The organism is Zarconia sp., assembly GCF_057467645.1.
Window position 1 is genome coordinate 34688 of record NZ_JBRJXU010000147.1, and the last position, 20637, is coordinate 55324.

Annotated in this window: 9 protein-coding genes; 5 read left to right on the forward strand and 4 right to left on the reverse strand. The window is 51.6% G+C overall.

The features are described 5' to 3' along the window. Window positions 1-111: 111 nt before the first annotated feature. From AC2215_RS22340 to AC2215_RS22355, 4 genes are all read right to left on the reverse strand, one after another. Window positions 112-1824, reverse strand: coding sequence for a polyamine aminopropyltransferase (locus AC2215_RS22340; RefSeq protein ID WP_486812225.1), 1713 nt, complete (start codon window positions 1822-1824; stop codon window positions 112-114). Between the two features lie 159 nt (window positions 1825-1983). Continuing rightward, window positions 1984-3024: a glycosyltransferase family 2 protein gene (locus AC2215_RS22345; RefSeq protein WP_486812226.1), complete on the reverse strand. Its 1041-nt coding sequence runs from the start codon at window positions 3022-3024 to the stop codon at window positions 1984-1986. An 869-nt stretch (window positions 3025-3893) separates the two neighbouring features. Further along, complete coding sequence (gene purN / locus AC2215_RS22350) at window positions 3894-4544, reverse strand: phosphoribosylglycinamide formyltransferase (protein ID WP_486812227.1); 651 nt, start codon at window positions 4542-4544, stop codon at window positions 3894-3896. Then, the gene (locus AC2215_RS22355) at window positions 4537-5271 is read right to left on the reverse strand and encodes a hypothetical protein (protein ID WP_486812228.1); all 735 of its coding nucleotides are present in this window, start codon (window positions 5269-5271) and stop codon (window positions 4537-4539) included. Before AC2215_RS22355 ends, purN begins: the two co-directional genes overlap by 8 nt. Window positions 5272-5467: 196 nt before the next feature. Here AC2215_RS22355 and AC2215_RS22360 point away from each other — a divergent pair, with 196 nt between their 5' ends. From AC2215_RS22360 to AC2215_RS22380, 5 genes are all read left to right on the forward strand, one after another. Then, entirely contained in the window at window positions 5468-8149 is a 2682-nt protein-coding gene (locus AC2215_RS22360) for a two-partner secretion domain-containing protein (RefSeq protein ID WP_486812229.1), read from the forward strand. Window positions 8150-8365: 216 nt separating this feature from the next. Beyond that, a complete protein-coding gene (locus AC2215_RS22365) occupies window positions 8366-10768 on the forward strand; it encodes a two-partner secretion domain-containing protein (RefSeq protein WP_486812230.1) in 2403 nt (800 codons plus the stop codon). A 213-nt stretch (window positions 10769-10981) separates the two neighbouring features. Continuing rightward, window positions 10982-13798, forward strand: coding sequence for a two-partner secretion domain-containing protein (locus AC2215_RS22370; RefSeq protein ID WP_486812231.1), 2817 nt, complete (start codon window positions 10982-10984; stop codon window positions 13796-13798). Between the two features lie 369 nt (window positions 13799-14167). After that, window positions 14168-17500 (forward strand): two-partner secretion domain-containing protein, encoded by a 3333-nt coding sequence (locus AC2215_RS22375; protein WP_486812232.1) that lies wholly within the window; start codon window positions 14168-14170, stop codon window positions 17498-17500. Continuing rightward, a complete protein-coding gene (locus tag AC2215_RS22380) occupies window positions 17501-20476 on the forward strand; it encodes a CHAT domain-containing protein (RefSeq protein ID WP_486812233.1) in 2976 nt (991 codons plus the stop codon). It begins immediately after the preceding gene. Window positions 20477-20637 lie beyond the last annotated feature (161 nt).

Sequence of the window (20637 nt, forward strand, 5' to 3'; positions counted from 1 at the left end):
CTCGAATCGAGGTAAACACTTATTCGTCGAAAAAGAGGTTACTTTTCCTTTTTTTTAATCTTTATGAATTCCAATCTCACCCAGTCGAGAGCGTATTGTATCGACAACAAACTACTCGACCTTCCATGCAGACTTTAAATACTGCACGATCAGGGTTGGATTGGAGATGGTATTCACCGCCGCCTTATCGGACTCCAGCCCACCTTTCCCAAAGGTCATTGAGGCCCGAAACAGGTCGGGATGAATAAACTCTGTCGAGATTGAGTATTCTTCGATATTAGCAATTTTCTCTTTGATATCTCGGGCGTAGTTTTCATTAGAGCGAGTACACAGGTGCCACCCCCACTCTCCGAAACTGGGAACGTTTTGATGATAGGGTATCGTATCGAAGCCGGAGGCATTGAGGGTTTTTCCAATGGATAAAAAGACGTCTTTCGCGTGAACGGGACTGGTAGATTGAATCGACATCACGCCAAACGGAGCCAGCCGTTCCCGAACTCGATCGAATACCATCGTGCTATACAGCCGAGCCAAGTCAGCCGATGACGGATCGGGAAAATCGATGATAATCACATCAAAGATTTCTTCCACATTTTGTAAGAATTTGCTCGCATCAACGTGCAACACATCAACATGTGCGACTCTCTCAATTTTCGGCTTACCATTCGATCCAAGCTCTTCAGATTCAAATAGAACCGGTGTCGTCGAGAACTTCTCCCGATATACGCTGGGATTGTCGGCGATGGTAATCCGAGCATCCTCAAAAGCACCTTCATTGAGTTTCTTTAAATGGGGATTCTTTTTCGCAAACTCGACAATGGCTGGATCGATATCCACCAACACAATCTTCTTGACACCCGGATATTTTCTCACCTCGCGAAGAGCTAAACCATCCCCTCCACCTAATATCAATACCTTTTCATGTCGCGGTGCCATTTCCATGGCTGGATATACTAAAAACTCGTGATAAATTTTCTCATCGTAGGATGAAAACTGCTTGTGACCGTTGAGCCATAACTCGACAATTCCAGAACTAGAATCTTCCGTCAAGACGATGTGCTGGTACTGGGTCGTCTGTGAGTACACAATCGGGTCGTCGAAAAACTTCTGTTCTAAATGAGTTGCAATTCCCCGGTTCGCACTCATCCCAAGCGAGAGGAGAGAGGCGGTTAGGAGTAATAAAGCACCGGCGGCGATCGACTTGACCTGTTTGCGAAGCGTAAAGTAGATAAACGTAATAAATGCGACCGCCAGATTGACAAATGCGACGAGAAAAGAAAGCTCGGTCAGCGGTCTTCCCGAAGGCATCAAAAATTTAATCCAAACAATCGCTCCTAGAAAGCTGCCGATGTAATCTAAGGAAAATATCCAAGCGGTATTACTGGCTAAATTGGGAACAAATTCCTCGTTAATGCGCATCACCAATGGAATTTCAAACCCGATTAAAAGTCCTAAAAGACCCACTAACAAAATACTCAGAGTCGGGAAGAAATCTCTCAGATGGGCAAACACGGCAAAGAGAGCTAACGGTGCGTAAGAACCGATAATCGCTAACAGGACTTCAACCACAACAAACTTGACAATCAAATTTTTGTTGTTGAACTTGGCTTGGACGATTCCCCCGAGTCCCATGGTGAAAATCATAATTCCCACCGTCAGCTTCAGTTGTACGTGGGTACCTCCGAGGAGGCTGCCGATGGTGGTTCCCATGGCATACTCGGTGACTAACCCCGAAAAGCCGGTGAAAAACATCGATGCCGCCAGAAAAAAGACCGGCCACGAGAATGTTGATTTGTTGGTTGATTGTTTTAAAGTCTCAGTCACGATCGATCGACTCAAACCCAGCACTCTACCAAGCTAACTGTTCTGGGTTGAGAATTGATACCCAAATTCAGATCGAAGCCTGATGCCACGAAGCGTTTCAGAATTTCGACGATCGTTGCTGAACCTGTCAGGAATGGCCGATCGCCGATCGCTAAATGCTTAGGTTCGATCGAGTGGCAAAGGCGGTACGAAAACCTGCCGCACCGTCATCGTTAACTGTTGCCACTGGGGTAAACTCGTCAGGGCGATCGCATCTAAAGATTTTCCGTATTCCGCACCGTATGCCCCCAATCTTTGCACCCAATCCAAAATCGTTTCGCTCATGCCGTGGGGGGAATGGGGTAGGGATTTCTCCAAGCATCGCACCATCCCCGCAGCATCCCCCAAGCTGTAAAACCGCGCCGCACTCCACACCCAACTCTGGTAGCGACTGATTCCCTCCAAGGCGATGATTTCTGGGGGGAGGTGAGGACGGCGAAAAAAGCGATCGAGTACCCCTTGCATCTCCCGCGCCTGTTCCTCGGCATTGCGCGATTCGTTGCGAGCGTGCTGGCGATAGCGTACCGTCGGCTGGCGCACCCACATCCCCCCACAGCCAATCGCCGCCAATCGCAGCACCAAATCCACATCGGAGGTTTGCTGCAAGCCGGTATCGAAACCCCCCGCCTGCGCCAGCCACCGGCGATCGAATAGCATCGCCCCCAGAAATACGGGTTTCTGGCACACCCAACTCGCTAGCGTCAACTCGGGAATCCCCAGCCACGGCGACACTTCTCCCAACACCGTACCGCCATCGCCGGCAATCTGCCAGCCGCTATGAACGATGCCCACATCCGTCTCTTCCGGCAGATTCTGCACCGCAGCCATCTGAGTGGCGAGTTTGTCGGGAAGGAACTCGTCATCTTGATCGAGGAAAGCAACCCACCTGCCGCGACTGAGGGCAATCCCCCGATTTCGCGCGGCGGCAACCCCTTGATTTTCTTGATAGACGTAGCGGATTTTATCCCAATGGGGTTGCAACACCTGGCGGGTGCGATCGGTGGAACCGTCATCGACAACAATCACTTCCGAGTCGGTGAAGGTTTGCTGCAATACGCTCGAAATCGCTCGATCGAGATAGCGATCGCCCTGGTAGGCGGGAACGATAACGCTGACTTGCGGTCTTTGAGAATGGGTTCTCCCAGGTTGATATTCCGGCACGCCTTTTTTTCGTCGGGTTTTGTTAATGACTTTAATGGTATATGTATAAGACTATTCTGGCTGAATTTTTTGGACCCCAGTTGGTTCGATATCTATTGAAGATCCAAAGGTCTGATTGAATTCGGAAAAAATCTTATTGAATGATTGGATATCTAACGATGCCAACCCGTTTGTCCAGTTCTTGTAATTTTTCGTGCGTTCGACGCGCTGATATTTTTCAAAAACGGCAATTCATGAGTTGATTTGAATGTCTAAATAGTCTTAAAATGAAGCAATTCGATTCTCGAAACACTCTTTATATTTAACCGTTAATAAATTTTTGCTTCGATTGAGTTCGATATAAAAAATGATGACACAACAATTCGATCTAAAAACTAAGCAAAAAATTGGTGATTACTGGTCTCAAAAAACCGCACAGATCGCAGATTGGAACTTGCCAGTCAGGTGAGAAAAGGATTTCTCTAAAAGTATTTAGTTCACCCCAGTTCTTCTCCCCAAAAAACTGTACTGGTCGATACTCAATGCCAACGAACCGATCGCGCAAAAGTCATTGCCAAAGACCCTTCAGAAACCGCAGACGCGGAGAATATTTTACCTGCAATCGAGCATATTTTTCCTCAGGCAGAAGTGACTCGAACTGGCGGCATCGTATACTTGATTGCCTTACCTCCGCTTTATGCTAATTTCGATCGCGACAACGAGCTTGACAATACTTTTTTAGATCGCTGTCTTTTTATCGATGAATTATACACGCATCTCTACCCGAACGAAACATTATATGCCACGGCGCTCGCCATCAAAAGCTAACATCCGTTCTCTTACGCGATCGTCTCTAAAAATAGAGCGTTCGAGCAAGACAATCGCGACTTTTATTTTTTTGAATTTTGCATTGCTGCTAATGCAATGGCGCGGGGGAAAATCTTGTGTTCTTGAATTTGAATGCGAGCGTGAAGAGTTTCGGAGGTATCATCGGGTAAAATCGGGACGGCGGCTTGCATGAGTATCGGACCGCTATCGACTTCTAAACAAACAAAATGTACGGTACAGCCGGTAATTTTGACTTTGGCATCCAGAGCCTGTTCGATGGCACGAATGCCGGGAAAACTGGGAAGCAAGCTAGGATGAATGTTAATGATTTTATTCGGAAATGCATCGAGTAAAGCTTCAGTGACTCGACGCATCCAACCGGCCATAATCACCCATTCGACGCCATATTGATGCAGAGTTTGAGCCACTTGAAAATCGAAAGCCGCTCGACTTTGGAAATCGCGATGATTGAGGAGAACGGCAGGGATTCCCCAGCGCTGAGCGCGGGCGGCAACGGCAGCGCCGGGGTTATTATAGATGACGACGGGGACTTCTGCTTTGAGTTCTCCATTGGCGATCGCTTGAATTAACGCTTCAAAGTTCGTGCCGTTTCCCGAAGCGAGAACGCCTAATTTTAGTAAAGGATACTCAACAATTGAGCGATCGGAAATTTCAGGAGAAATAAAGCTAGGTGTCGAGAGGGGATTATTCATCAAGAGGCAGCAGAGAGAATTCTGACGATCGAGCGCTCTGTTCGTCCTTCATTTTCAATTTTTTAGCTCCAAAAAGCAAGACCCCATACAAAATAAAGTTTTCCCCCAGCAGTTCGGCAAACTCTTCAAAGGCAATTTTGGCACTCCCCACGAGTAAAATGAGGGAATCGCTGGGTGCCGATAAGGTTGCCAATATCGGTTTGAGAACGAACTGATTTAAAATATCCGCACCGAACCCACCAAGAATGAAAATTAGCATTCCCAGCAACCCCCAAAATGTTTCGCGACGATATCCCTTCCACAGGGCAATAAAATCTCGAAAAAAGATAACGGGAAGACTCGCCACAATCCCAAAATAAATCCCAAACCAATCTCCTTTCTCTAAGGGTAAGAAAAGATGTAATTTGAGATGAATTTTAAACATCTCATCAATGGAACCGAAAATCAGGAGAAGGCCGATTGTCAACATAAATTGACGAGACGGTCGGGCAGAACTTCGCGGCTCCAAGCAAAACATTACTAAGGCGATCGCACCGATCGCAAACAGATGTAAGGCTTGCAAACAGGAAGAAACTGTCATTTGACCGTTCATGTCAAAGGGAGCCAATGGAATTCCCGAAAAGATAATACTACCGAGATAGATCGCCACGATCGCAATTTCAAAAAAAATTAAGCCCTGAAAAATGCGATTTGTCGTCTTTTCGAGCCGATTTGCGTTGATTTTCATCAAAACAGTTTTAAAAACTTCTACTCAAAACTACTCCTTGCTATTGATAGATTCCGCACAAAACTTGAAGTTTATTGAAGGATTCTAAAATTACTTAAAAAATCCAAAAATCTTTAACACATTCCTATAAAATCCACCGTGTTGCCGATCGCAGCTCGCACGATTTACAGATAAACTTTTTGGAGGTTGCCAGCGGATGAAACCAGCTCACTCATTTTGGAGCGCTGTCAGTCTCTCCTTCATCGGCATGGGGATTGCACCGTCAGCGATCGCCCAAATCATTCCCGATGGCAGCCTTCCGAGCAATTCAACCGTGACTCCCAACGGTAATACCCTCACCATCGACGGGGGAACCGCAGCCGGGGGCAACCTCTTCCACAGTTTTCAAGATTTTAACGTTCCCACCAACGGTACTGCCCATTTCAACAACGGTCTGACTATCGACAACATTATTACCCGCGTCACTGGCGGGAACGTATCTAATATCGACGGACTCATCCGTGCGAATGGGACGGCGAACCTGTTCGTGCTCAATCCAGCGGGTCTGATGTTCGGACCCAATGCCAGTTTAAATATCGGCGGTTCCTTTGTGGGGAGTACAGCAGAAGCGTTGCAGTTTGAAGATGGTAGTTTGTACAGTGCGGTGGATGTGGATGCGCCGCCATTACTGACGGTTAGCGTCCCCGTTGGCTTGCAGTTTGGGACCGAACCTGGTGAGATCGAAGTCAAAGGTGGGGGGCATAATGTCACATTGACTCCTAGAACGGGGGAATTAGCCTTCGACGATCGACCCCCAGGACTGGAAGTGGACTTCGATCGGACATTAGCATTAGTGGGAGGAGAGGTAAACCTCATTGGAGGTCGATTAAAAGCACCACAAGGACGGATCGAGTTGGGAAGCGTTGCGGGTAATAGTACGATCGCCCTAACTCCCATTGAAGCCGGTTGGCAGTTGGGATATGAGGGCGTTGAGCAGTTTGGAGATATCAGTTTATCGGGCGCTGCATCCATCGATACCAGTGGTCCGGGATCGGGGGCAGTGCAAGTGCAAGGGCGATCGCTTTCTCTGACCGGTGGCAGTGCGATCGTTGCCACAACATTAGGGAATGAAGACGGAGAGGGTGTCACGATTCGCACGACGGATTCAATAGAATTTATTGGCACGACTCCCAACGGCGAAATTCAGAGCGGTATCATGGCAGATGTAGAATCGGGCGCGACCGGTCGCGGAAGCCCAGTCAGTATTGAAACAGAACGCTTCCTTGCAGAAGACGGAGGATTAGTTTCAGTGTCAACCCGAGGCGGGGGCCATGCCGGAGATTTGGTACTAGTTGCTGCGGATGTCACCTTAACGGGACGGCGAGTTACAAAGTTGCCCGATGGGATGGATATAGATGCAAGTGCCTTGTTATCTGAAGTTTTGTCAGGTAGCACTGGGAATAGCGGAAATATCGAAATTCGGACAGAACGGTTTCTGATCGATGAGGGAGCAAGAATGTCTACTGGAACCTTCGCTTTCGGAGATGCAGGTAGCATCACGATCCACGCGACCGAATCCGTTGAAATTTTAACCCCACAGTCCGAAGAACCGACTCCTCCATCCACCATACGAGCAGTAACAGGTGAAGTGTCTAGCGGACGTGGCGGTAATGTGATGATTCACACCGATCTCTTGCGCGCGACCAACGGTTCGGAGATTGCTGCGACTACACAAGGAGCGGGAAATGCAGGGAATTTAACGGTCATAGCCCGAGAGATCGAGCTAGAGGGGACTCGACTCAATGACGAGCCAAAGATTGTTCCCAGCCGATTGGAAACTCAAGTTAATCGAACTGGCACTGGAAATGGCGGCACGTTAACCATAGACGCCGATCTCTTGGTCCTACGAGATGGTGCGAGGATATCCGCTGTAACCTTTAGTTCGGGGAATGCGGGGGATGTGAAAATTACCGCAACTCACATCGAACTGAGTGGGGGGCGAGAATTGGCAATGGCCATGAGACCGGGGAAAGAATTTATCGATCCATTACCCAGCGGTGTAGTCGCGGGTGTGTTTGGAGAGGAAGAGGGTACGGGAAATGGAGGCACGTTGACCGTAGAAGCCGATCGACTAACGGTCAGGGATGGCATGCAATTAAGTGTCCGCAGTGAGGGTATGGGGGCAACAGGCGACCTGAATATTAATGCTTCGGAACTCTTTCTCGATGGGGGAATTCTCAATGCCACCACCACACAAGGCATCAAAGGCAATATTACCCTCAATGCTAACGATGTGCGGTTGCGAAATGGGAGTGAGATTACTGCCGAAGCTAGGAATAATTCTGATGGAGGAAATATCGAGATCGATACGCAAATCCTGGTGTTAGACGATAGCCTGATTAATGCCAACGCTGTTGAAGGCCGGGGGGGCAACGTTCAAATTACTGCCCAGAACATTTTTACCGATCGCAACAGCAGCATCACCGCTAGTTCCCAACTCGGCATCGACGGCACGATTATTCTCAATACCCCCGATGTCGATCCGGGCAGTGAGTTACTCGTACGCTCCGTCAACCCCATCAACATCAATGCCCTCATCGATCGAAATCCCTGTAGATACGGGCAAGGGAGCAACTTTGGGTATACCGGACGGGGTGGATTGCCTCCGTCTCTTCAGGAATCTCTGCGAGGAGAAGAGGGATTTGTGGAGTTAGTGAAAGTCGATCGCCCAGACGATCGCCCCGCCAGTGACGCGATACCCCCATCCCAACCCACGCGCCTCGTGGAAGCCCAAGGTTGGATTATCGGCGACAACGGTCAAGTGATTCTGACGGAAAATCCCCCCAATGTCACCCCCCAGGGAAAAAGTTCGGTAGCCCCGAACCTGACTTGCCAATAACACCACGTGCGACTCAATTATTCAAAACCTGACAACAGGGGGTGAAAGGGGAAAGGTGAAGGGTGAAGGGGGAAAGCCAGAAAAAATTCATGACTGAACCATAGAGATCGATTGGCGACAAGAATTTCTAGCAAATGTCTAAATCATTAGAAGCACATTGAATCGAGAGACATCGAAGGCAAGATGCTCGAACGTACGTTTAGTGAGGAGATGCATATGAAACAAGCAACCTATCGTTTGTCGATCGTGGCGTGTTTAAGCTTGGGCTATTTAGCAGGGAGTCGAGAGGCGATCGCTCAAATTGTCCCCGATGGAACTTTACCCATCAATTCAACGATCGAATCAACGGTTACTCCCGATGGCAATACTCTCACCATCGACGGGGGAACCGCAACCGGAGGTAACCTTTTCCACAGTTTTCAAGACTTTAACGTTCCCATCGACGACATTGCCCATTTCAACAACGCCCTCACCATCGACAACATTATTACCCGCGTCACTGGAGGCAATATCTCCAATATCGACGGACTCATCCGTGCCAACGGAACGGCCAACCTATTTGTGATCAATCCAGTCGGGTTGGTATTTGGAGAAAATGCCAGTTTGGATCTCGGCGGTTCCTTTGTGGGGAGTACGGCCGAGGCGTTGCAATTTGAAGATGGCAGTTTTTATAGTGCGGTGGATGTGGATGCGCCGCCATTACTGACGATTAGCGTTCCCGTGGGCTTGCAATTTGGGGCCCAACCCGGTGGTATTCGAGTTGAAGGTGGCGGGCATAACTTACGATTTGTGACCCTTCCATTTGCACTCGAAGATAGCCCAGATGTCCTCTTGAGAAGAGAGCGACCCCCAGGACTTCAAGTGTCAGCCGATCGAACATTAGCATTGGTGGGCGGCGAGATAAATATGATGGGGGGCAATCTCACGGCAGAAAGCGGACGGATCGAATTGGGGAGTGTTGCTGGTAATGGTACCGTCACCCTTGACCCCATTGCATCGGGTTGGCAGTTGGGATACAACGGTGTCGAGCAGTTTGGAGACATCCGTTTGTCCGATGCCTCGTCACTCGATACTAGCGGCCCAGGGTCGGGGGCCGTGCAAATACAGGGGCGATCGCTTTCTCTAAGGGATGGTAGCGCGATCGTTGCCACGACATTCGGGGATAAAGCTGGAGAAGATGTCACGATCCGCACTACGGAGTCGATCGAATTTATTGGAACGACTCCTGATGTTGAGATGGAGAGTGGTATTCGCGCAGAAGTCGAATTCGAGGCAACAGGAAGTGGGGGAAACGTCAGAATTCAAACGGAACACTTTCTTGCCCAGGATGGAGCCGCCGTTTCGGTTTCGACGCGAGGTGGGACAAGACCGGGGGAAGGAAATGCAGGCAATTTGAGACTGGAGGCCACCGATGTGACCCTCAGTGGAATTCGGCGGCGGATGAGGGATGGGGGGCGAAAGACCGCTGGCTTATTCTCCGACGTTTTAGTCGGTAGTACTGGGGAGAGCGGCAATATCAACATTGAAACGGAGCATTTGAGAGTGACAGAGCGGGCGAGCATCTCTGCATCCACCCTCAGTCAGGGTGACGCAGGCAACATCACCATTCGGGCAGGCGAATTCATTGAAGTCTCAAACGTGGCAAACCTGCGAAGCGTTGTGGGAGCAAACGCCCAAGGAGAGGGTGGAGATTTAAGCCTGGAGACCGATGGTTTGCTCGTGTCAGACGGAGCCAATATTGCAACAACCACTTTGGGAGCGGGCAATGCGGGGGACTTGGAGGTGAATGCGGTAGATATCCTTTTGAGTGGCGAACGTGTTGTCATCACAAGACGCGGGAATATGTTAAGTCTTCCCAGTCGCTTGGAAGCCGCAGTAGGTCCATATGCAATCGGAAATGCCGGCAATCTAACCGTTCGAACGGAGCGCCTGTCGATTGTTAATGGGGCGAGAATGTCCATCACTTTGAGTGGCAGTGGTAATTTCGGCAATATTACCCTCAATGCTACCGATGTGCAGTTGCGAAATGGGAGTGAGATTACTGCCGAAGCTAGGAATAATTCTGATGGAGGAAATATCGAGATCGATACGCAAACCCTGGTGTTAGACGATAGCCTGATTAATGCCAACGCCTTTGAAGGCCGGGGGGGCAACGTTCAAATTACTGCCCAGAACATTTTTACCGATCGCAACAGCACCATCACCGCCAGTTCCCAACTCGGCATTGACGGCACGATTACTCTCAATACCCCCGATATCGATCCTGGCAGTGAGTTACTCATGGGCTCCGTTACCCCCATCGACATTCATTCCCTCATCGGAAGAAATCCCTGTAGAGATGGGCAAGAGAGTCAATTTATCAATTCCGGATGGGGTGGATTGCCTCCGTCTGTGAGGGAATCCCTACGGGAGGAAGAGGGATTTGTGGAGTTGGTAAAACTCGATCGCCCAGACGATCGCCCCGCCAGTGACGCGATACCCCCATCCCAACCCACGCGCCTCGTGGAAGCCCAAGGTTGGATTATCGGTGACAACGACCAAGTGATTCTGACGGCGAATCCTCCCAATATCACCCCCCAGGGAAAAAGTTCGGTAGCCCCGAACCGGATTTGCCAATAACGCCACGTGCGACTCAATTATTCAAAACCTGACAACAGGGGGGCAGGGGAAAGGTGAAGGGTGAAGGGGGAAAGCCAGAAAAAATTCATGACTTTGGCATAGAGATCGATTGGCAACAAGGATTTCTAGCAAATGTCCGATCGTGACAAGCACATTAAATCGAGAGACATCGAAGGCAAGACGCTCGAACGTACGTTTAGTGAGGAGATGCATATGAAACAAGCAACCTATCATTTGTGGATCGTGACGAGTCTGGTCCTAGGCTATTTCGGAGGGAGTCGAGAGGCGATCGCTCAAATTGTCCCCGATGGAACTTTACCCATCAATTCGACGATCGAATCAACGGTTACTCCCGATGGCAATACCCTCACCATTAACGGAGGCACTGCAAGCGGAGGTAACCTTTTCCACAGTTTTCAAGACTTTAACGTTCCCATCGACGACATTGCCCATTTCAACAACGCCCTCACCATCGACAACATTATTACCCGCGTCACTGGAGGCAATATCTCTAATATCGACGGACTCATCCGCGCCAACGGGACGGCGAACCTATTTCTGATCAATCCAGCCGGGTTGGTATTTGGAGAAAATGCCAGCTTGGATCTCGGCGGTTCCTTTGTGGGGAGTACGGCCGAGGTGTTGCAGTTTGAAGATGGCAGTTTTTATAGTGCGGTGGATGTGGATGCGCCGCCATTGCTGACGATTAGCGTTCCCGTGGGCTTGCAATTTGGGCCCGAACCTGGTGACATTGTCGTTCGAGGCCACAGACATAAATTGCGCTTTCAAGAGATCGAGTTGCTATCGGGTCAAGAACAAAAGAGACTCGCGAGAGAACGTCGACCTTCAGGACTCGAAGTCCTGTCAGACCAAACTTTAGCATTAGTCGGAGGAGAGATAAGCCTCATTGAGGGGAATCTCACCGCTGAAGGAGGGCGGATCGAACTCGGCAGCGTTGCGGGTAATAGTACTGTCACCCTTGCCCCGATCGCATCGGGTTGGCAGATCGGATATGAGGGCGTCGAGCAGTTTGGAGACATCAGTTTGTCCGATGCCTCATCACTCGATACCAGCGGCCCAGGAGCGGGATCGGTGCAAGTGCAAGGGCGATCGCTTTTTTTGAGAGATGGTAGCGCGATCGTTGCCACGACTTTAGGCCATGAAAATGGAGAATATATTACGATCCGCACGACGGATTCAGTAGAGTTTGTGGGAAAGACTCGCGGGCGGACCCTTCGGAGCGGTATTCTGGCAGATGTTGAATTAGGAGCCAATGGCAATGGTTCGACCGTTAATATTGAAACCGACCACCTACAGCTGATCGACGGTGCTCGCGTCTCCGTCTCAACGCGAGGTCGAGGAAGAGGTGGAGATTTAAACATTACGGCAACGGAATCGGTCGATTTGATGAGTGCCTTAAACGACACAAACCGGTTGCTCGCGGAAGTGGGTGCGGAAGCCACCGGAAATGGCGGCAACATCACCATCACAAGCCCCCGCGTCAGGGTTCGCGATGAAGCTCGAATTTCCACCCAAACTCAAGGTGTCGGTCGGGGCGGGAACCTAAGAATCGATGCCGCAGACTCCGTTGAAGTTGGCAATCGCGCAACCCTCCAAACTGCAACGAGCGGCCGCCAGTCTAGGGGTAACGCCGGCGATTTAATTATCGAAACCGATCGATTGATACTCTTTGAGAGAGGGAGTATCGGCACCGCGACAGAAGGGCATGGAGACGCTGGCAATCTCACCATCGAGGCAACAGAATCGATCGAATTGACCGACCGATCGAAAATCGAAGCGACCACTGGCGGGACGAGCAGTGGAGATGGGGGAACGATCGCCGTGGCAACCGATCTCTTGACCTTGCGGCGTGGCGCGAGAATTGCCAGTACGACAATCGGAGAAGGCGATGCCGGAGATTTGAGGGTGAGTGCCGGGACGATAGATATCCAGGGTGTTGGGTTGGATGGCAAGGGACGGACGGTTCCCAGCCGATTCGAAGCTCAAGTCAACCCGCGAGCCACTGGAAATGCTGGAGATTTAACCGTACGAGCCGATCGTTTAACAGTGCGAGATGGTGGGAGGATATCTGCGGCAACGTTTAATTCGGGGAATGCAGGAACCTTGGATATTACCGCCTCCCAAATCGAACTGAGTGGGGGGCAAGACTTCTTCGATGGGTTACCCGCTGGGTTGGTGGTGGGTGTGACCGAAAATGGAAGCGGAGATGCCGGAAACTTGATAATACGAGCCGATCGACTCACGGTCAGCGATGGTATGGAAGTCAGCGTCAGGAGTCGGGGTCAGGGGTCGGCCGGGAGTCTGACAATTGACGCCTCGGAACTCTTTCTCGACAGGGGAATTCTCAACGCCGGGACAACACTGGGAAATGAAGGCAATATTACACTCAATAATGTCGTCGATGTCCGGTTGCGAAACGGAAGTGAGATTACCGCCGAAGCTGGGAATCATTCTGATGGAGGAAATATCGCTCTCAATTCGCGAACCCTAGTTTTAGACGACAGCCGCATCAACGCCAATGCCTTTGAAGGCAGGGGGGGCAACGTGACAATCACCGCCCAGGGTATTTTTACCCATACCAATAGTTCCATTGATGCCAGTTCCCAACTCGGCATCGACGGCACGATTATTCTCAATACTCCCGATGTCGATCCCAGTAGCGGGTTGCTCGAACTTCCCGATACCCCGATCGATGTCACTGCCCTCATCGGACGCGATCCGTGTCGCCATGGGGATGGAAGCGAATTTGTCAATACCGGGCGGGGAGGATTGCCGACACCGCCTCGGGAGTCCTTCCGAGGGGAATCTGGATGGGTGCAATTGGTCACCCTCGATACCTCAGCCGATCGCACCGCTAGTGACGCGATACCCCAAACCCAACCCACGCGCCTCATCGAAGCCCAAGGTTGGATTATCGGCGAAAATGGCGAAGTGATTCTGACGGCGAATCCTCCGACGGTCACCCCCCAGGGACAAAGTTCGGTAGCCCTCAACCTGACTTGCCAATAATATCGAGTTCGGTTGAATACTTATAATGACCGTTGTGGTGAGAATCGGGTGCAACGGGAGCATCGGGAACGCCGACCGAGAGACTTCAAGAAGAGATGGCTCGGGTTGCGCTTAATTGTCATGAATTCTCCAAACTGGATATATAGCAACTGCCAGGGCGGGTGCGGACAACACCTGATAATTGTGTCATTTTGCCGAGGTCTTTCCCCCGAAGCCTACAGTCAATCGTGACCTAACCGATATGGCGACTGCTATAACGCCACGTGCGACTCAATTATCTAAAACCTGACAACGCGGGGTAAAAGGGAAAAGCCAGAATAAATTCATGACTTTGGTATCGAAATTGATTTGAGTTTTGATTTCTAGCAAATGTCCGATCGTGAGAAGCACATTGAATCGGGGGACATCGGAGGCAAGACGATCGAACGTCCGTTTAGCGAGCAAATGCAGATGAAACAAGAAACCTATAATTTGTGGATGATGGCGTGTCTCAGCCTGGGCTATTTGGGAGGATGTCGGGAGGCGATCGCTCAAATTACTCCCGATGGAACGTTACCCATCAATTCAACGATCGATGCGATCGTCGCACCGAATGGTCATACCATTCTCACCATCGACGGAGGCACTGCAACCGGAGGTAACCTCTTCCACAGCTTTCAAGACTTTAACGTTCCGAGCAACGACATTGCCCATTTCAACAACGCCCTCACTATCGACAACATTATTACCCGCGTCACTGGAGGGAATATTTCCAACATTGATGGCATTATCCGCGCCAACGGGATGGCGAATCTGTTTCTCATCAATCCAGCCGGGTTGGTATTCAGAGAAAATGCCAGTTTAGATATCGGTGGTTCCTTTGTGGGGAGTACGGCCCAGGCGTTGCAGTTTGAAGATGGCAGTCTGTATAGTGCGGTGGATGTGGATGCGCCGCCATTGCTGACGATTAACGTTCCCGTCGGCTTGCAATTTGGACCCCAACCCGGTGGTATCGAAGTGGCAGGTGGGGGGCATAACTTGCGATTTGCGAAACTACTGCAACCCGCCCATCCAAACGTTGAGATCCTTTTTCGAGAAGAGCGACCCCAAGGACTCCAAGTACAGCCCGATCGAACTTTAGCATTAGTGGGAGGAAACATAAACTTTGACGGAGGGCATCTCACTGCTGAAAGCGGACGGATCGAATTGGGCAGCGTTGCGGGCAATAGCACCGTTACCCTAAACCCAATCGAAGCGGGTTGGCAGTTGGGATACGAGGGCGTTGGAGAGTTTGGAGACCTTCGTTTATCTGGAGCTGCATCCATCGATACCAGCGGTCCGGGTGCGGGGGCAGTACAAGTGCAAGGGCGATCGCTTTCTCTGGAGGATGGTAGCGCGATCGTTGCTACCACTTTAGGAGATGAAGCCGGAGAAGCTGTTACGATCCGCACCACGAATTCCGTGACGTTTGAGGGAGTGAGTTCCGATGGTGAAATTCGGAGCGGCATTCTGGCCGATGTCGAGTGGCAAGCCACCGGAAATGGTCCGACGGTGAATATCGAAACCGGAAGCTTACAGCTCATCGATGGCACTCGCATCTCGGCATCCACGCGCGGTCAAGGAAGGGGTGGAGACTTGAGGATCGATGCCGCAGAAGCCGTCGACATCAGAAATCGCGGGATTGTCCGAACGGCCAGCGAACGCGAGTCTAGTGGAGATGCCGGTCACTTCACCTTAGAAACCGATCGCCTGACGGTATTGGAGGGATCGGGCATTGAAACCACCACGAAAGGGCAAGGAGATGCCGGCAATGTCAATATCGTTGCCTCCCACGTTGAAGTCAGGGGCGAAGAGATTGGTGGTGGGCGCGTCAGCCGCATCGAAGCAGCAACAACGGGACGGAGTGGGGGCAATGCGGGTGATGTCACCCTCCGCGCCGAGAGCTTACGGGTGCTTGGTGGGGCGATCGTCTCTTCAACGGCTTTGGGAGGAGAGAATGGGGGAAATCTGACCGTTGTTGCCCCAGACATCGAAGTGAGTGGCGAAACAATGAATGGAAGGACGAGTCGATTGATTGCGGAGATGGGCAATAATGCCACGGGGAACGGGGGCATGTTAAACGTGCAAACCGATCGCCTTATCGTGTCGGGTGGCGGTGTCATCTCCGTTGCTGCCCCACAAGGAGAAGCTGGCATTTTGAGCATCATTGCCAGAAATATTGAAGTAATGGGAACCTCCCTGAATGGAGCAAAACCCAGTAGCCTCATTGCCGATACCTTCTCGCAAAATACTGGCGAAAGCGGTACTTTAAGCATTCGCACCGAGCGTTTAGCCGTTCGAGAAGGAGGCTCAATTCAAGCTTCAACTTTGCGAGATGGTTTTGGTGGCAATCTCACCATTGAGGCCACTGAATCCATCGAATTGACCAATAGTGCCAGTATTGAAACCACGACAGGGAACAGAAGTAATGGTCGTGGGGGGAATATCACCATCGGAACGGGTCTGTTGACCTTATTAAATGGTGGAAGGATTGCCACCACAACCAAAGGCGGGGGGGATGCAGGAAATTTGACCGTCGTTGCCGGGGAAATAGATATTGCCGGTGTTGGGGAGGATGGTCAGGGGCGAATGGTTCCCAGTCGATTGGAAGGTCAAGTGAATGAGAATGCCGGTGGCAATGGCGGACTCTTGAGTGTAGAAGCCGATCGCTTGACCCTACGAGATGGAGGGAGGATATCCGCAGGTAGTTTTAGTTCGGGGAATGCTGGAACCTTGGATATTATCGCCTCCCAAATCGAACTGAGTGGGGGGCAAGACTTCTTCGATGGGTTACCTGCCGGTTTGGTGGTGGGTGTGACCGAAAATGGAAGCGGAGATGCAGGTAGTTTGACAATACAAGCCGATCGACTCATTGTGAGTGATGGTATGCAAGTGAGCGTCAGCAGCCAGGGCGAGGGAGCCGCCGGGAACCTCCAAATTCATGCCTCGGAACTCTTTCTCGATCGGGGAATTCTTAATGCCGAAACGGCTCGGGGAAATATAGGAGATATTACGCTCAATACCTCCGAGCTGCAGTTGCGACATCAGAGTCAGGTGACGACTAATGCAATGGGAGCCTCAACAGGAGGTAACATTACGATTTTGACAGATACTCTCACAGCCCTGGAAAACAGCGACATCACTGCCAATGCCGATGCCTCTTTGGGAGGGCGCGTGAATATTACTGCCCAGGGTATCTTTGGGACTCAGTTTCGAGAGGAAGCGACTCCAGGGAGTGACATTACGGCAACTTCGGAACTCGGTCCCCAGTTTAACGGTACGGTGAATATTCAAACCCCCGATGTCGATCCCAGTAGCGGGTTGCTCGAACTCCCCGACACCCCGATCGATGCCACCGCTCTCATCGGACAAGATCCGTGTCGGCATGGGGATCGGAGTGAATTTGTCAATATCGGACGAGGAGGAGTGCCGCCCACTCCTCGGGGGGAACTGCGAGGGGAATCTGGATGGGCGCAATTGGTAACCCTCGATGCCTCAGCCGATCGCAATGCTAGTGACGCGATACCCCAATCCCAATCCACGCGCCTCATCGAAGCCCAAGGTTGGACGATCGCAGAAAATGGCGAAGTGATTCTGACGGCGAATCCCCCGACGGTTAACCCCCAGGGTACGGGGCAGTTTCGCATCACCTGCCAATCCTCTGAGTTCGGGGAGGAAGGTTAGATGAAACGCATTTTTTCTCGAATTCGGTTCGCAATTTTAGGATTTTGCTTGGTCTTGGGGATGCAGGTTATCCCCGACATCTCATCCGGAGTGCAGGCCACTCCGGTTCGATCGACTCCGGCACCGAACTTCGCAAGTCCCCTTTCTTCCCCTTTTTCTCCCTTGGTCGAACTGAGGATGGCTCGCAACCCTCACAATACAGCCACCGGCAAGTTAGTTAAGACATCGGGAGATCGTGCCGATTTACATGCCGATTTACAACGCGAGCAAGATGTGTGTGCGACGCACGCGCTTCGCGAAGGCATTGATTGTTCCGATCGACCGGGGGCGTACAATACCAGCCTTCAAAACAACACTCTCGACCTCGAAACCCAGGGGCGAAACCTTTACGGGGCAGGAAATTTTGCCGAAGCCGCGCGGATTTGGCAGCAAATCGCCGAAGCCGAAACCGACCCTTGGCGACGATCGATGGCCTTGAGCAATCTTTCCCTATGCTGGCAAAAACTGGGACGGTGGGACGAGGCCGAAACGGCAATTGCCCAAAGCTTGCAACTGCTCGATTCTCCCGACGGCGAGGGGGCAGCATCGAGCCTTTTCGCCCAAACCCTGCATATTCGCGGCAACCTGGAATTCGAGCGAGGACGGTACGATCGTGCTCTAGAAGATTGGGAAAGTGCTACGGAACTCTACGATCGCGCCGGAGACGAACGTGGGGCGATCCGCAGCCAGCTCGATCTCCTGCGTGCCCTACAGGCATTGGGCTTATATCGTCGCGCTGAAAGCACCCTAGAAGCCCTAGAACAGACCTTAGCCGCCCAACCCGACTCCCCCCTCAAAGCAGCGGGTTTTCGCAGCCAGGGCAACGTTTTGCGGGTGCTGGGGAAGTTTGGTAATTTAGGCTATCTCAACGATCGCACCTGCGAGTTGCGATCGTTGCCGGAGGATGTCGGGTCAGATGCACCCCAAACCGATCCTCCTAGAACGGCAGGGGGAGCGTTGCGCCAAAGCCTGGAAATTGCCACCCGACTCCAATCCCCCACCGATATTGGGAGAGTTCAGTTTAGCCTGGGAAATACAGCCCGTGCCATCTACGAGCGAGAGTGGGAGTTAAAGGACGACGAAGCCACTAAAGCAGCCAACGCCTCTGCCCGCCTCGCCCTCACCTGTTACAAGCGAGCTGCAGCCAACGCCGATCGCACCACCCAGATTCAAGCCCAACTCGATGCCCTCAGCTTAATGGTGGAATGGGAGGGGCGATCGGGTCAAAATTTTTTCCCACTCGACACTCCAATTGTCCGCTGGTCGGAGATCGAGGACAATATCGATCGGTTGCCCGTCGGTCGCCAAACCATCTACGCCCGCACCGATCTCGCCCGCAGTTTAATGTCACGGGGTGCGGGTTTAGCTGTGGCGGGTGTGACGGGTTTGCCGGGGACGAATGTTGCTCTCAATACCGATGCCGAACGGCTGTTCCTCACCGCAACGCACCAAGCGCAGGATTTAGCAGACCCCCGCGCCCAGTCCTATACCCTGGGGTATTTAGGTCAGTTCTACGAAGGGACGGGGCGATTGGAAAAAGCAAAAATCTATACCCAAAATGCCCTGTTGCTCGCCCAGTCGATGCAAGCCCAGGATATTGCCTATCAGTGGCAGTGGCAGTGGGGGCGGATTTTAAAAAAACAGCTCCAACCCGATCGAGCTGGGGCGATCGCCGCCTACACCGAAGCGGTGAAAACCCTACAGTCCTTGCGGCAAGATTTGGTTGCCATTTCCCAGGACGTACAGTTCGATTTTCGCGATCGAGTCGAACCGGTGTATCGGGAGTTGGTAGATTTGCTCTTAGCGCCGGAAATCCCCTCCCAGGAAAACCTCCAGCAAGCCCGAGAGGCGATCGAACTCCTGGGATTGGCAGAATTAGATAACTTTTTTCGCGATGCTTGCGTCGATGCCGAACCTCAAGCCATCGATCGCCTCGATCCCCAGTCAGTGGCGATTTACGGGATTATCTTAGCCGATCGGTTAGAATTCATCGCGCGATTGCCGGGAAAATCTGAATTATCGCACTACCGTACCTTAATCCCCCAATCCGACCTCGTCGAGACTCTCACAGACCTGCGCGAAGCGTTGGAAAAGCCCTACGCCATCCGGGAAATCGAGCGACTATCTCACCAAGTCTACCAATGGTCGATCGCGCCGATTGCCTCTCAACTCACCGAGAATCAAACTTTAGTTTTCGTCCTCGATGGGGCATTGCGCAACATTCCCATGGCCGCCCTCTACGACGGCGAAAAATACTTGATCGAAAAACATCCGATCGCTACCGAACCGGGTTTGTATCTCCTAGACGCGCAACCGCTAGCTGGGGAGTTGACGGTTTTGGCGGCTGGTTTGAGCGAACCTCCTCCTGATTGCGAGTGTTCGCCTCTTCCCCACGTCCCAGAAGAGTTAGAACTCATTGAAGATGTTGTATCTAATACCGAACAGTTACTCAATGAAGAGTTCGATCGAAGCAATCTCGAAAACCAAATCCAGTCCCAGGATTTCCAAGTGGTGCATATCGCCACCCACGGTCAGTTTAGTTCCCAAGCCGAAAATACATATATTCTCGCCGCTGACGGTCCGATCGAGATTCGCGAGTTCGATCGCCTCTTCCGACCTCAAAATCCCGATCGCGCCAAAGCCATCGATTTACTCGTTCTGAGTGCTTGCGAAACCGCACCGGGGGATACGCGAGCCGTCTTGGGACTCGCCGGAGTTGCAGTTCGATCGGGAGCCCGCAGTACGGTTGCCTCCCTGTGGAGTCTCCAAGATGACTTGGCTGTGGAGTTTGCGGGACATTTCTACCAATCCCTCGTTGCCGGTGCGAATCGTGCCGAAGCTCTGCGCAGCGCCCAACTGGCATTTTTGCACGGGGATAGCAGTCACAATGCGCCCCTATACTGGGCACCCTACCTCTTGGTCGGAGATTGGCGGTGAACCTCGTGTGACACACTGGTGGGTCGATCGACGTCGGTTCGGGTTAAGCCACAGGCGGTAATATCAAGTTCGGTTAAACACTTACAATTCCGGTTTGAGTGAGCTTCGGGGGCTTCGGGGGCATGGGGGGCTTCGGGAGCGGTCGGACCCCGCGTCGGCGG